Origin of the sequence: Streptomyces sp. NBC_00207 (assembly GCF_045160965.1) — a bacterium.
In the GTDB taxonomy this organism is placed as follows: Bacteria; Actinomycetota; Actinomycetes; order Streptomycetales; family Streptomycetaceae; genus Streptomyces.
Genome location: NZ_CP130715.1, coordinates 2,051,312 through 2,064,465, shown reverse-complemented (window position 1 = coordinate 2,064,465; position 13,154 = coordinate 2,051,312). Strand labels below are relative to the sequence as shown.

At 72.6% G+C, this 13,154-nt stretch carries 14 protein-coding genes; 5 read left to right on the top strand and 9 right to left on the bottom strand.

Going from position 1 to position 13,154, the window contains the following annotated elements:
* The first annotated feature begins 107 nt into the window (after positions 1–107).
* Positions 108–878 (top strand): GntR family transcriptional regulator, encoded by a 771-nt coding sequence (locus OG472_RS09910; RefSeq protein ID WP_401612994.1) that lies wholly within the window; start codon positions 108–110, stop codon positions 876–878.
* A 95-nt stretch (positions 879–973) separates the two neighbouring features.
* On the opposite strand, the gene OG472_RS09905 is transcribed toward OG472_RS09910, so the two are convergent.
* The 3 genes from OG472_RS09905 to OG472_RS09895 all read right to left on the bottom strand — a co-directional run bounded on the left by OG472_RS09905 (position 974) and on the right by OG472_RS09895 (position 4,058).
* Entirely contained in the window at positions 974–2,128 is a 1,155-nt protein-coding gene (locus tag OG472_RS09905) for an ROK family transcriptional regulator (RefSeq protein WP_383574131.1), read from the bottom strand.
* Between the two features lie 99 nt (positions 2,129–2,227).
* On the bottom strand, positions 2,228–2,878 hold the full coding sequence (locus OG472_RS09900; RefSeq protein WP_405941333.1) for a response regulator: 651 nt from the start codon (positions 2,876–2,878) through the stop codon (positions 2,228–2,230).
* A gap of 4 nt (positions 2,879–2,882) precedes the next feature.
* Positions 2,883–4,058 carry a sensor histidine kinase gene (locus tag OG472_RS09895; protein WP_405941332.1) on the bottom strand — a complete coding sequence of 392 codons (1,176 nt, stop codon included), beginning with the start codon at positions 4,056–4,058 and terminating at the stop codon, positions 2,883–2,885.
* A 108-nt stretch (positions 4,059–4,166) separates the two neighbouring features.
* On the opposite strand from OG472_RS09895, the gene OG472_RS09890 reads away from it, so the two are divergent.
* Genes OG472_RS09890 through OG472_RS09880 form a run of 3 tightly spaced genes read left to right on the top strand, consistent with a single transcriptional unit; the run spans position 4,167 to position 6,347 of the window.
* Positions 4,167–5,078 carry an ATP-binding cassette domain-containing protein gene (locus OG472_RS09890; protein ID WP_401613000.1) on the top strand — a complete coding sequence of 304 codons (912 nt, stop codon included), beginning with the start codon at positions 4,167–4,169 and terminating at the stop codon, positions 5,076–5,078.
* A 41-nt stretch (positions 5,079–5,119) separates the two neighbouring features.
* Positions 5,120–5,869, top strand: coding sequence for an ABC transporter permease subunit (locus OG472_RS09885; RefSeq protein ID WP_401613002.1), 750 nt, complete (start codon positions 5,120–5,122; stop codon positions 5,867–5,869).
* Between the two features lie 40 nt (positions 5,870–5,909).
* Positions 5,910–6,347, top strand: a complete 438-nt coding sequence (locus OG472_RS09880; RefSeq protein ID WP_405941331.1) for a hypothetical protein — start codon at positions 5,910–5,912, stop codon at positions 6,345–6,347.
* On the opposite strand, the gene mug is transcribed toward OG472_RS09880, so the two are convergent.
* The 5 genes from mug to OG472_RS09855 all read right to left on the bottom strand — a co-directional run bounded on the left by mug (position 6,344) and on the right by OG472_RS09855 (position 11,605).
* Entirely contained in the window at positions 6,344–6,898 is a 555-nt protein-coding gene (gene mug, locus OG472_RS09875; protein WP_405943162.1) for a G/U mismatch-specific DNA glycosylase, read from the bottom strand. The two genes, OG472_RS09880 and mug, sit on opposite strands and share 4 nt — an antisense overlap.
* Complete coding sequence (gene purB, locus OG472_RS09870) at positions 6,895–8,328, bottom strand: adenylosuccinate lyase (RefSeq protein ID WP_383574141.1); 1,434 nt, start codon at positions 8,326–8,328, stop codon at positions 6,895–6,897. Before purB ends, mug begins: the two co-directional genes overlap by 4 nt.
* Positions 8,329–8,399: 71 nt before the next feature.
* Positions 8,400–9,182: an SGNH/GDSL hydrolase family protein gene (locus OG472_RS09865; RefSeq protein ID WP_401613006.1), complete on the bottom strand. Its 783-nt coding sequence runs from the start codon at positions 9,180–9,182 to the stop codon at positions 8,400–8,402.
* Positions 9,183–9,248: 66 nt separating this feature from the next.
* Positions 9,249–10,274, bottom strand: a complete 1,026-nt coding sequence (locus OG472_RS09860; RefSeq protein WP_401613008.1) for a hemolysin family protein — start codon at positions 10,272–10,274, stop codon at positions 9,249–9,251.
* Positions 10,271–11,605, bottom strand: a complete 1,335-nt coding sequence (locus OG472_RS09855; RefSeq protein ID WP_401613010.1) for a hemolysin family protein — start codon at positions 11,603–11,605, stop codon at positions 10,271–10,273. Before OG472_RS09855 ends, OG472_RS09860 begins: the two co-directional genes overlap by 4 nt.
* Positions 11,606–11,811: 206 nt before the next feature.
* Between OG472_RS09855 and OG472_RS09850 the strand changes: the two genes are divergently transcribed.
* On the top strand, positions 11,812–12,246 hold the full coding sequence (locus OG472_RS09850) for a GNAT family N-acetyltransferase (RefSeq protein ID WP_383574149.1): 435 nt from the start codon (positions 11,812–11,814) through the stop codon (positions 12,244–12,246).
* On the opposite strand, the gene OG472_RS09845 is transcribed toward OG472_RS09850, so the two are convergent.
* Positions 12,218–12,904 carry a class I SAM-dependent methyltransferase gene (locus OG472_RS09845; protein ID WP_405829046.1) on the bottom strand — a complete coding sequence of 229 codons (687 nt, stop codon included), beginning with the start codon at positions 12,902–12,904 and terminating at the stop codon, positions 12,218–12,220. The genes OG472_RS09850 and OG472_RS09845 overlap by 29 nt on opposite strands.
* Positions 12,905–13,154: the final 250 nt, after the last annotated feature.

Sequence of the window (13,154 nt, the reverse complement as noted above, 5' to 3'; positions counted from 1 at the left end):
TGCACCGTCCTATCGTCGCAGGGATAGTGCAGGAACCTTTAATAAACAAGGGCGCGGAACTGCCGCTGGAAGACACGGCGAGTGCAGCGACGGCAGGAGGAGTCAGGGTGGGGACCACGCAGCTCGAAACGGCGCCGGAGCCGAAGTACTGGCACCTCAAGACCGTCCTCAGCGAGGCGCTCGACCAGGACTTCGCCGTGGGTGAGGTCCTCCCCAACGAGCGTGAACTCGCCGCCCGTTTCGGCGTCGCCCGCGCGACCCTGCGCCAGGCGCTGGAGCAGCTGGAGCTCGAAGGCCGGCTGCAGCGTCGCCGCGGCGTCGGCACCACCGTCGCCCCGCCGCGCGTGGGCGTCGCCGTCGGCAGCGCGCAGCACAGCTGGCCCGGTGAGGGCGTCGACGGCTGGGAGCCGGTGGACGCGGCCGAGAGCCTGCCGCCGGCCGCCGTGCTGAAGCTCCTCGGCACCGGTGGGGATTTCGCCGCCGACCAGCCGGTGCACACGGTGCGCCGGACCCGGGTCACCAACGGCCAGGCCGTCGCCGCCGAACTGCTCTACGTTCCGGCCGCCTCGGTGCCCGGACTCCCCGCGATCGAGGCCCCGTCCGGCCCCGCCCGCGCCCGCGCCGTCCTGCGCGAGCTGCAGCGGCTGGCCCTCGACGGCCAGGACCGCTCGGTGGAGCTCGGCTCCGCGCGCGCCGACGACGCCAAGGAACTGGACCGCCTGCCCGGTGCGCCGGTCCTCCTGGTCACCACCCGCTACTTCACCGCCGCGGGCACGGCCGCCGTCTCGGTGGCCACCTACCGTGCCGACACCTGCCGCCTCACCTTCGGCGACTCGGGCAACGTCGAGATCACGCACGAGCCGCGCGTCGCCTCCTGACACGGCGGAACGGCCCGGCCCCGAGCAATGGCTCGGGGCCGGGCCGTTCCGCGTCGTACGGGGCGTGAGGGGCGCCGGGGGCGTGAGGGGCTGGGTCAGCGGCGGGCCGTGACCGTCTTCTCCACTGCGAAGAGCTCCTCCTCGACGTGGTCCAGCGCGAGCCGCAGGGCGCCGGTCGCCACCGCGGCCTCGCCGAGCAGGGACTGGGCCACCCTCGGCGGACGCAGGCAGTAGCGTTCCAGCTCCTGGCGCAGGGGCTCCAGTACGCCGTCCAGGCCGGCCGCCCAGCCGCCGACGACCACCAGCTCCGGATCCATTGCGAGGACCAGCGCGGCCACGTCGTGGACCAGCCGCTGCAGGAACCGCTCCACGGCGGCCACCGCGCGCTCGTCGCCCCGCTTGGCCATCGCGAAGACCTCGGCGACGGCGGGTTCGTCCAGGGGATGCAGCGGCTCACCGGTGGTCGAGAGCAGCCGCTCGGGCGTCACCTCGCGGCCCAGCAGGTGCAGGGCGCCGATCTCGCCGGCCGCGCCGCCGAAGCCCCGGTGGAGCCGGCCGCCGATCAGTGAGCCGGCGCCGGGGCTGAGCCCGGCCATCACGAACACCATGTCGCCGGTGTCCCGCGCGGCGCCCTTCCAGTGCTCGGCGACCGCCGCCGCGTTGGCGTCGTTCTCCACCTGCACCGGGCAGCGGAAGGAGCGGCGCAGCCGCTCCCCGAGCGGCAGCCCCGTCCAGCCGGGCAGCGCCGTGCCGAGGCGCACGGTGCCGTCCGCCTCCACGATCCCGGGGCTGCCGACCCCGACGGCGCGCAGGGAGTCCCGCGGCACTCCGGCGCGGCGCAGCAGATCGGCGACGGCCGCCCGGACCCGCTCCAGCCGCTCGTCCGCGGAGGCGTCCTCCGCGACGTCCTTGGTGCCGGCGCCGATGACGCGGCCGTCCAGCCCGGACAGCAGCACCGCGATCCGGTGCGAGCCGATCTCGATGCCCAGCAGGTGCCCTGCCTCGGCCCGGAACCGGAACCGCCTCGCCGGTCGACCCTGGCGTCGCGCGCCTTCCTCCGCTTCGGCCTCGACGACGAGCCCGGTCCCGATCAGCCCCTCCACGACACCTTCGACGGTCGGCCGGGAGAGTCCGGTCAGCCGCGTGAGGTCGGTGAGGGTCGGCGATCCGGCCGTGCGCAGCGCGCGCAGCACGACGGCGGAATTGATCCGCCGGAGCAGAGAGGGGTCCCCGCCGGTCAGCTGCCCCAACGTGTGTCCTCCCAGCTAGCGAGCTTGTCAGCCGGATCGTACTGCGCGCCCGGTGCCGCGGCGAGAAGCGGCCCCCCATCGGCCGGAATCAGCCTTTCCTCAGGCCGGCGAGACGAACCCCGACTCGTACGCCGTGATCACCGCCTGGGTGCGGTCCCGCGCCCCCAGCTTCGCCAGGATCGCGCTGACGTGGGACTTGACCGTCTCCGTGCCGATGATCAGGTCGGCCGCGATCTCCACGTTGGTGAGACCCCGGGCCATGAGCCGCAGCACCGCCTCCTCCCGCTCGGTCAGCGCGGCCCGCTCCAGCGCCGCCCGGGCCTGCCGGTTCCCGTACTCCGCGGCCAGCGACCGCACGGCAGCCGGGAAGAGCAGCGTCTCGCCCTCCGCCACCAGCCGTACCGCGTGCACGATCTCCGAGGGCCGGGCCCGCTTCAGCAGGAACCCGTCCGCTCCGGACCGCAGCGCCTGGTAGACGTACTCGTCGTTCTCGAAGGTGGTGACCACGAGGATCTTCGGCGGGGAGTCCACCGAGCGCAGGACCGCACGGGTCGCCTCGATTCCGTCGAGCAGCGGCATCCGCACGTCCATCGCCACCACGTCCGGCCTCAGTTGGCGGACGAGCGGGACCACCGAGGCCCCGTCCGCGGCCTCACCCACCACCTCGATGTCGGGCTGGGAGTCCAGGACGGCGCGCAGACCCGCGCGCACGAGGGGTTCGTCATCGACGAGCAGTACGGTAACCGGCATCCGGTCAGCGTATTCGCTCCAGCGGAAGCCGGGCGCGCACCCTCCAACGGCCCTCGTACGGACCGGTCTCGGCCTCCCCGCCGAGCAGCGCGGCCCGCTCCCGCATCCCGCGCAGCCCGCTCCCGCTGCGCTGCATCAGGGCCGGCTCGTCCGGCAGCGGATTCGACACCTCCAGATCCAGCCGGTCCCCGGTCATCTCGATCCTCACCCGGACGGGTACCGGACCGCAGTGCCGCAGCACGTTCGTGAGCGCCTCCTGAAGGATCCGGTACCCCTCCCGGGTGACCGGCCCCGGCAACTTGTCGAGCGGACCGGTCACTTGCGCCTCCACCGCCGCCCCGGAGGCCCGGGCCGACTCCAGCAGCCGGTCCGCCTCCACGAGCGTCGGCCGCTGCGACGGCGGCTGCCCGGATTCCCGCAGGACCCCCAGCACCCGTTCCAGATCCTCCAGGGCGGCCCGGCCCGTCTCCTCGATCGCGCACAGCGCCCGGTCGGTGAACTCCGGGTCCCCGGCGGCCCGGGCGGCCCCCGCCTGCACCACCGCCACCGTCAGCGCGTGCCCGATGGAGTCGTGCAGCTCGCGAGCGATCCGGTTGCGCTCCAAGAGCTGTTCGGTGCGGGCTTCCAGCGCGGTGAGCCGCTCCGCGGCCGAAGGTCCCAGCAACCGCTGGGCGATGGCGGTGATCAGCTCCCCGAGCAGGACCACTATGGCGATCAGCAGAATCAGCGGCACCGGCACGAGCAGCGCGGCGGCCCACCGCGGGGGCTCGAAGGGAATCATGAGGTCACCGCCCAGAGGATGCCCGAGAGCGATCGAGACCAGTTCGACCGACATGGCCGGGAGCCACACGGTCGGGATCCAGGCGCCCCCCGCGAGGACGAGCCGCACCTCCAGCCACAGCAGGGTCCGCCACCGGTCGTTCCACCGCGCGGAGGGGACCGCACTGATGGTGCTCTCCGCGCGGCCCCAGTCGTGCGGGGTGAGCAGGAACCGCGCCTGCAGCCCTTCGACCAGCCGGACCCAGGGGACCAGACCGAGCGGTACCGCGATGAGCAGCGGAACCCACGGGGCCTCGGGCCCTACGAACATCCAGAGCGCCACCAGCAGGACGGGCACGCAGAGGTGCAACCAGCGTGAGTAGGTCACCGGTTGGAGCGGGGCACGGAGGAGTCGGTACATGCCCTCATCGTGACAGGACGTGGCTCGCGGCCGTCTCCCCCACGTGGGGGAGACGGCACCCTCGCATGGGGGAGGAAGAGGGGTGGGACCGGCGGCGAGTCTTGAGCCATGAACAGCATCGAGATCCGAGAACTCACCAAGGCATACGGCACCCACCGAGCGGTGGACGGCCTCACCTTCGACGTCCTGCCCGGACGGGTCACCGGCTTCCTCGGCCCCAACGGCGCCGGCAAGTCCACCACGATGCGCCTGCTGCTGGGCCTGGACCGGGCGACGTCCGGTACGGCCACGATCGGCGGGCGGCGGTTCACCGACTTCCCCGACCCGCTGCACCAGGTCGGCGCGCTGCTCGACGCGCAGTCGGCGCACGGCGGGCGCACCGCCCGGGACCACCTCCGCGTCCTCGCCGCGGCGGACCGGATCCCGATGCGCAGGGTGGACGAGGTCCTGGAGCAGGCGGGGATAGCCTCCGTCGCCGGGCGGCGGGTCAAGTCCTTCTCGCTCGGCATGCGCCAGCGCCTGGGCATAGCCGCGGCACTGCTGGGCGACCCCGGGGTGCTGCTGCTGGACGAGCCGACCAACGGCCTCGACCCCGAGGGCATCATCTGGATCCGCGAGCTGATGCGCGGTCTCGCCGCCGAGGGACGCACGGTCCTGGTCTCCAGCCATCTGATGTCGGAGACCTCGGCGTTCGCCGACCACCTGGTCGTGCTCGGCAACGGCAGGCTGCTGGCCGACACCTCGATGGAGGAGTTCATCGACGCCCGCAGCACCCCAAGGGTGCGGCTGCGCACCACCGACCCGGAGCGGCTGCGGGCCGCGCTGGCCCGTGACGGCTTCGAGCTGGTGACCGCGGACGACGGGCGATGGACCGTCGAGGGCATACGGGCCGATCAGGTCGGCAGCCTGGCCGCCCGCGAAGGCGTGCCCGTGCTGGAACTCTCCGACGACCGGGCCTCGCTGGAGCAGGCCTATCTGGACCTCACCGCCGACCACGCCGAGTTCGCCGCAACCCGCTGACCTTCCCTCCCTTTTTCTTTCCCCACTCAGGAGGCTTCGCCATGAGCGCCACTCTGCCCACCATGCCCGTCCTGCACTCGGAATGGATCAAGCTACGGTCCCTTCGCGGCACCATAGGGGCGTACATAGTCATCTTCGTCGCCACCGCCGGGATCCAGGTGCTCACCGCCGCGGCGATCGGTCAGTCCGAAGAGGGCAGCATGGGTGACGACCGCCTCCTCGCGGCCTACTACGGGATCAACTTCGGCCAGATCGCGGCCATGGCCTTCGGAGCGAACGCGCTGTCGGCGGAGTTCCACAACGGAGCCCTGCGCACCTCGCTGGCCGCGGTGCCGAACCGCACCCGCTTCTACCTTTCGAAGATGGCCGTGGTGGGCGCACTCGCCTTCGTGCTGGGGCAGATCACCGCCTTCGTGACGTTCGTGGCCGGCCAGGCGTTCATGGGGTCGTACGCCATGGAGCTGGGTGACCCCGGCACGATCCGGTCCGTCTTCGGCTGCGGGATGTACCTGACGCTGATGACGCTGTTCGCGGCGGGCCTGACGGCCGTCCTGCGGAGCGCGGCGCTGGTGCTGAGCCTGCTCATACCCTTCGTGCTCCTGGTCTCCTTCGTCATCGGTGCGAGTGCCGAGGGCGTCGCTCAGCTCCTGCCGGACCGGGCCGGCCAGATGATGATGCGGATGGAGGCCGGCGGTCTCGTCGGCCACTGGACGGGACTCGGCGTGATGGCCCTGTGGGCGGCCGCCGCGCTCATCGGAGGGTGGGTCTCGGTGCGCCGCCGGGCCGCGTGACGCCAGGCCAGTTGTCAGTGGTGGCCGGGATACTGACGGTATGACCACGGCAGAGCACCTCGACACGATCGACAGGCTCAGGGCGAAGGATTTCCCGCCCGAGCCGGTCCAGACCGTCGACAGCAGCAGCGGCCCGGGTTTTCATCTCATCCGGCTCGCTCGGACGCAGCACTTCTGGGATGACGACGGTTCGGGGCGGATCGAGGCGGCCGGCCAGATCAGCGCCGAGTACGGGGCGCTCACCCAGGCGGTGACCGACCGGTGGGGGGAGCCGCAGGTGTTCAGCCTCGGGTCGCTGCTGGAAAGAGGGCTCGACGGGGAGGAGATACCGGAGCCGTGGGACGAGCTGAGCAACAGCACCGACCACGTCCACCTGTGGCGGGCCGAGGAGCAGTGGCTGGTGGCCTACGTGGCGCAGTGGGACTCCGAGGACCCCTACCTGCTGATGGCAGGGGTCACCGTGATCGATCCGCCCTAGCCCTCGGCGGCTTCGGGAGCCTCGGCGGCGGCGCGGAGGCGGGCGTACTCCTGGGCCATGGACTCGGCGGTCCAGTGGGCGTTGAGGCCGCTCGGGTTGGGGAGGGCCCAGATGCGGGTGGAGCCGATGGTCAGCTCCTGGGGGCCGATCTGCGCCTTCCGCTCGCCGAAGGCCGTGCGGTAGGCCGTCACTCCGACCACCGCCAGCCATTGTGGCCGCAGGAGTTCCACCTTGGCGGTCAGGATGCGGCCGCCCTCACGGAACTCCTCGGCGCTCAGTTCGTCGGCGCGGGCCGTGGCGCGGGCGACGACGTTGGTGATGCCGAGGCGGTAGGTCAGCAGCTCCTCCTGCTCCGCGGGGGCCAGCCGGCGCGGGGTGAAGCCCGAGAGGTGCAGGACGGGCCAGAACCGGTTGCCGGGGCGGGCGAAGTGGTGGCCCGTCGCGGCGGAGAGGAGGCCGGGGTTGATCCCGCAGAACAGCACACGCAGACCGCCCGCGACCACGTCCGGGAGGACGCGGTCACGGGCGGCGGTCAGCTCTTCGGGGGTCAGAGGATCGACCCCGGCGCGTACCCGGCGGCCTCCGGGTGCTGCTTGGCGATCGCCTCGATCCGGGAGACCACGGTGGCGACCTGGTCGCCGGCGGCGCCGGTGAAGGACAGCTTGTCGGCCATGAGGGCGTCGAGCTGGGCGCGGTCCAGCGGCATCCGGTCGTCGGCGGCCAGCTTGTCCAGCAGCTCGTTGCGCTCGGCGCCCTGCTCGCGCATGGCGAGCGCGGAGGCCACCGCGTGCTCCTTGATGACCTCGTGGGCGGCCTCGCGGCCGACGCCGGCCCGCACCGCGCCCATCAGGACCTTGGTGGTCGCGAGGAAGGGCAGGTAGCGGTCCAGCTCGCGGGCGACGACGGCCGGGAAGGCGCCGAACTCGTCGAGGACCGTCAGGAAGGTCTCGAGCAGGCCGTCGAAGGCGAAGAACGCGTCCGGCAGGGCCACCCGGCGGACCACGGAGCAGGAGACGTCGCCCTCGTTCCACTGGTCGCCGGCCAGCTCGCCGGTCATCGAGGCGTAGCCGCGCAGGATGACCATGAGGCCGTTCACGCGCTCGCAGGAGCGGGTGTTCATCTTGTGCGGCATCGCCGAGGAGCCGACCTGGCCGGGCTTGAAGCCCTCGGTGACCAGCTCGTGGCCGGCCATCAGGCGGATCGTCTTGGCGATCGAGGACGGTGCGGCGGCCAGCTGCACCAGCGCGGTGACCACGTCGTAGTCGAGCGAGCGCGGGTAGACCTGGCCGACCGAGGTGAAGGCCTGGGCGAAGCCGAGGTGGGCGGCGATCCGCTGCTCCAGGTCGGCGAGCTTCGCGGCGTCGCCGCCGAGCAGGTCGAGCATGTCCTGGGCGGTGCCCACCGGGCCCTTGATCCCGCGCAGCGGGTAGCGGCCGAGGAGGTTCTCCAGGCGGTCGTAGGCGACGAGCAGCTCGTCGGCCGCGGTGGCGAAGCGCTTGCCCAGGGTGGTGGCCTGCGCGGCCACGTTGTGGGAGCGGCCGGCCATGACCAGCTCGGCGTGCTCGCCGGCCAGCTTGCCGAGGCGGGCCAGGACGGCCACCGTGCGGTCGCGGGCCAGTTCCAGCGAGAGCCGGATCTGCAGCTGCTCGACGTTCTCGGTGAGGTCGCGCGAGGTCATGCCCTTGTGGACGTGCTCGTGGCCGGCGAGGGCGTTGAACTCCTCGATGCGGGCCTTCACGTCGTGCCGGGTGACCTTCTCGCGCTCGGCGATGGAGGCGAGGTCGACGGTCTCCAGGACGCGCTCGTAGTCGGCGAGGGCCGCGTCCGGGACCTCGATACCGAGGTCCTTCTGGGCGCGCAGCACGGCGAGCCACAGCCGCCGCTCCAGCGTCACCTTGTACTCGGGGGACCACAGGACGGCGAGCTCCGCGGAGGCGTAGCGGCCGGCCAGGACATTGGGGATGCGGGGCTTGGCAGTCACGTGGAGGGATTCTACTTGGGCCACCGCTGTGTGTTTACGCAGGTAGGGCCCCCGCTCGTGATTGTGGCTTGCTACGAGAGCGGCGCGTCCCCGTACGGCAGCAGCTCCGGGCGCTTGGCCGGGCGGCCGTCCCCGGAGGAGCGGCCCGTCAGGCGGCGGCCGATCCAGGGGAGCAGGTGCTGCCGGGCGAAGCTCAGGTCCTGCGCCCGGCGCACCGTCCAGCCGGGCGCTACGGCGGCGGGCAGCTCGGTGCGCCAGTCCTCCTCGGCGGGCAGGCCCAGGGTCTGCCAGACGGCCTCGGCCACCCGGCGGTGGCCCTCCGCGGTCAGGTGAAGCCGGTCCACGTCCCACATCCGCTGGTCCCCGAGCACGGAAGCCCCGTACAGGTCCACCACCAGGGCGTCGTGCCGGGAGGCGAGCTCTTCGATGATGACGAAGAGCTCCTCCATGCGGGGTCTGAAGCGTTCCATCACCGGACCGTTGCGCCCCGGGGAGCGCATGAGGACGAGGCGCTTGCAGGAAGGCGCGAGGATCTCCACGGCCGCCTCCAGGTGGCCGCGGACCCGGCCCATGTCCACCTTGGGGCGCAGGGCGTCGTTCAGCCCGCCCACCAGGGCCACCACGTCGGCGCCCATCGCCGCCGCCACCGGGGCCTGGTCCTCCGCGATCTGCCCGATCAGCTTCCCGCGGACCGCGAGGTTCGCGTAGCGGAAGCCCGGCTCGCGCGCGGCGAGGCGGGCGGCCAGCAGATCGGCCCAGCCCCGGTAGGAGCCGTCCGGAAGCAGGTCCGACATGCCCTCGGTGAAGGAGTCGCCGACCGCGACAAAACTGGTGTAAGAGGCATTCATCTCCATGGCGGAGTGATGTTACCGCGCGGTACCCCGGCCCCGCAGGGCCGGGGACCACACCTCTCCGGCGGATCAGGCGGACGCGGGCCTGCCGAACAGCTCCCGCAGTACGTCCTCCATGGTCACGAGGCCCGTCATGGCGTCCTCCGCCCCGAGGACCGCCGCCAGGTGCGTACGGCTGCGCCGCATGGCGGTCAGCACGTCGTCCAGCGGGGTCTCCGCCCGTACCTGGGCGATCGGCCGCAGCTCCGACAAGGGGAACGGCTCGTTCCGCGCCTCCCCGTCCGCGTCCAGGGCGTCCTTCACGTGCAGGTAGCCCAGGATCCGGTCCTGCGCGTCGACCACCGGGAAGCGGGAGTACCCGGACGCGGCCGACAGCTGCTCCAGGCCGGTGGGAGTGATGCCCACACGGGCCGAGACCACCTGGTCGGCCGGCAGCACCACATCGGTCACCGGCCGCCGCCCCAGCTCCAGGGCGTCGTGCAGGCGCTCGCTCGCCCTGTCGTCGAGCAGACCCGCGTCACTGGAGTCCTTGACCATCCGTGCCAGCTCGTCGTCCGAGAAGCTCGCCGCGATCTCGTCCTTCACCTCCACCCGCAGCAGGCGCAGCAGGGCGTTGGCGAAGGCGTTGATCGCGAAGATCACCGGCCGCAGCGCCCGGGTGAGGGTCACCAGCGGCGGCCCCAGCACGAGCGCGGTGCGCACCGGCTCGGAGAGCGCCACGTTCTTCGGCACCATCTCGCCGAAGAGCATGTGCAGGTACGTCGCCAGCGACAGCGCCACCACGAAGGAGATCGCGTGCGTCAGCCCGTCGGGTACCCCGAGGAGGTCGAAGAGCGGGGTCAGCAGGTGCGCGATGGCCGGCTCGGCCACCACACCCAGCACCAGGGTGCACAGCGTGATGCCCAGCTGCGCCGCCGCCATCAGCGCCGACACGTGCTCCAGGCCCCACAGGACGGCGCGGGCCCGCCGGTCGCCCTGCTCGGCGTACGGCTCGATCTGGCTGCGCCGGACCGAGATCAGTGCGAACTCCGCACCGACGAAGAAGGCGTTGACGACCAGGGTCGCCAGGCCGATCAACAGCTGGATCGCGGTCATCGGGCCTGCTCCGTTCCGTCGGCCGGCTCCGCCGGGGCGTGCAGCAGCACCCGCGCGGCCCGGCGTCCGCCGGCGTCCACCACGTCGAGCTGCCAGCCGTCCAGTTCCATCCGGTCGCCGACGGCCGGGATCCTGCCCAGCTCGGTCGCTATCAGGCCGGCCAGGGTCTCGTACGGGCCGTCCGGCACGCGCAGGCCGATCCGCCGGAGCTGGTCGGTGCGCGCGGAGCCGTCGGCGGAGTAGAGGAGGCGGCCGGACTCGTCCGTACCGGCCGGGGCCAGGTCCGGGGTCTCGTGCGGGTCGTGCTCGTCGCGGACCTCGCCGACGACCTCCTCGACGATGTCCTCCAGCGTGGCCACACCGGCCGTGCCGCCGTACTCGTCGATGACCACGGCCATCGTCTGCTTGCCGGACAGCCGGTCCAGCAGCCGGTCCACGGTCAGCGACTCCGGCACGAGGAGGGGCTCGCGCAGCAGCTGCGACACCGGACGGCGGCGCCGCTCCTCGGCGGGCAGGGCCAGCACGTCCTTGATGTGGACGGTGCCGACGACGGTGTCGAGGCTTCCCCGGTAGACCGGGAAGCGGGAGAGGCCGGTGGCGAGCGTCGCGTTGGCCACGTCCTCGGCGGTGGTCTGCACGTCGAGAGCGGTGACCTGGACGCGCGGGGTCATCACGTTCTCCGCGGTCAGGTCGGCCAGGTTCAGGGTCCGCACGAACAGCTCGGCGGTGTCCTTCTCCAGGGCGCCTTCCTTCGCGGAGTGCCGCGCCAGGGCGACCAGCTCCTGCGGGGTGCGCGCGGAGGCCAGCTCCTCGGCCGGCTCCATGCCGAGGCGCCGCACCATGTGGTTCGCGGTGGTGTTGAGGTGGCTGATCAGGGGCTTGAAGGCCCGGCTGAAGACGCGCTGCGCGGTCGCCACGCGCTTGGCGATCGCCAGCGGGGAGGAGATGGCCCAGTTCTTGGGGACCAGCTCGCCGACGACCATCAGCACCACGGTCGACACGACGGTGCCGAGGACCAGGGCGGTCGAGGAGGCGGCGCCGGCCGACAGGCCCATCGCCTCGAACGGGCCCTGGAGCAGGGTGGAGATCGACGGCTTGGAGATCATGCCGATGACCAGGCCGGTCACGGTGATGCCGAGCTGGGCGCCGGAGAGCTGGAACGTCAGGGTGCGGACGGCCGCCAGGGCGCTGTCGGCCCCGCGCTCACCGCGCTCCACGGCCCGTTCGAGCTCGCTGCGCTCCACGGTCGTCAGCGAGAACTCGGCCGCGACGAAGACCCCGCAGGCGACGCAGAGCAGCAGTGCCACGACGAGCAGGAGCACCTCGGTCATCGGTCGATCACCTCCGTCCCATGGTCGGCCAGGAGGAGGGGGACCGCGCGGTGTCGCGGAGCGGTACGTCGGGGACTGGGAGGCTCGCCCATGGGCGGACGCTCACACCTTTCACTCAAGAGGGACCTTTGCCCACATGGTAAAGGACGGGCAAAGAGAACGGATCATTCTTTTGGCGGAGTCCGGGCGGATGGTGGGATCCGGGGATGACTGATCTTCATATCGGACCCGCTTCGGCCGCCGATCTCGGCGCCGTGCTGGACTTCTGGAAGGCCGCCGCCGAGGGAACGAGTATCAGCGACGACCTCGCCGGGGTCGAGCGCCTCCACGCCCGCGACCCGCAGGCGCTCCTGCTCGCCCGGCGCGACGGCGAGCTCGTCGGCACCGTGATCGCCGGCTTCGACGGGTGGCGCTGTCACCTTTACCGGCTCGCGGTGCACCCCGGCCACCGGCGCCGGGGGATCGGGACCGCATTGCTGGCCGCCGCCGAGGAACGCTTCGTGGCGCTCGGCGGGCGGCGGGCGGACGCCATGGTGCTCGTCCGCAACGAGCGGGCCCACCTGGCCTGGGACGCCGCGGGCTACGGGCCCCAGGACCAGTGGAAGCGCTGGGTCAAGCCACTCGGCGCGCCGACCCGATGACGCAGTAGGAGGTGGGCAGGGCCGGACCGCGTTCGGGCAGCCGCAGACGGCGGTGCGAGACGATCCGGAATCCGGCGGCCTCGATGGCGGCCAGCGGGTCGCGCGCGGTGTGGCAGCCGCCGAAGAGGTGCGGCCAGACGGTCCGGTCCAGGGCGCGCTGGACGGCGGCCATGCCGGGGCCGGGCGCCAGGCCGTGCTCGAAGAAGCGCAGCTCGGCGTCGGGGCGGAGTACGCGGTGCAGTTCGGCGAGGGAGCGGGGCAGGTCCCGTACGGTGCACAGCACCAGCGAGGCGACGGCGGCGTCGAAGGCCTCGCTCTTGACCGGGAGGGCCTCGGCGGCGCCGGGTACGACGTCCACCGGGACCTCGCAGCGGAGGGCGGCGGAGGCCGCGAGCCGGCGGAGGGTGCGTTCCGGTTCGACGGCGACGACCTCGGAGACGGCGCGCGGGTAGTGCGGGAAGTTCAGGCCGTTGCCGGCGCCGATCTCGATGACGCGGCCGGAGACGCCGTGCAGCAGCTCGCGGCGGAGGGGGCCGATGCCGGCGCGGGTCTCGGCGGCGGTGCTGGCGCGGGCGTAGAACCGGGCGAAGACGGGGTGGTGGACGGGGTCGTGGGGCGGGGTGTTGCGCGTGGTGCGGATGAGGCGGCGGCGCGGCATGACGGACCTCCCGGGAGGCGACGTTCCGGTACCTCCAGCGTGCCCTTCGGCCGGGCCGTCATCCCTGCCTCCGGCGGTTCGGGCTCCGCCGTGGGCCGCGGGCCCCGATGCCGGCGAGGCTCAAAGACCGGGGCTCCGCCCCGGACCCCGCCGCCTCAAACGCCGGCGGGGCTGGATTGAGGCGGCGGGGCTGAAAGGCCGGGGGCTCCGCCCCGGACCCCGCGCCTCAAACGCCGGCGAGGCTGGATGT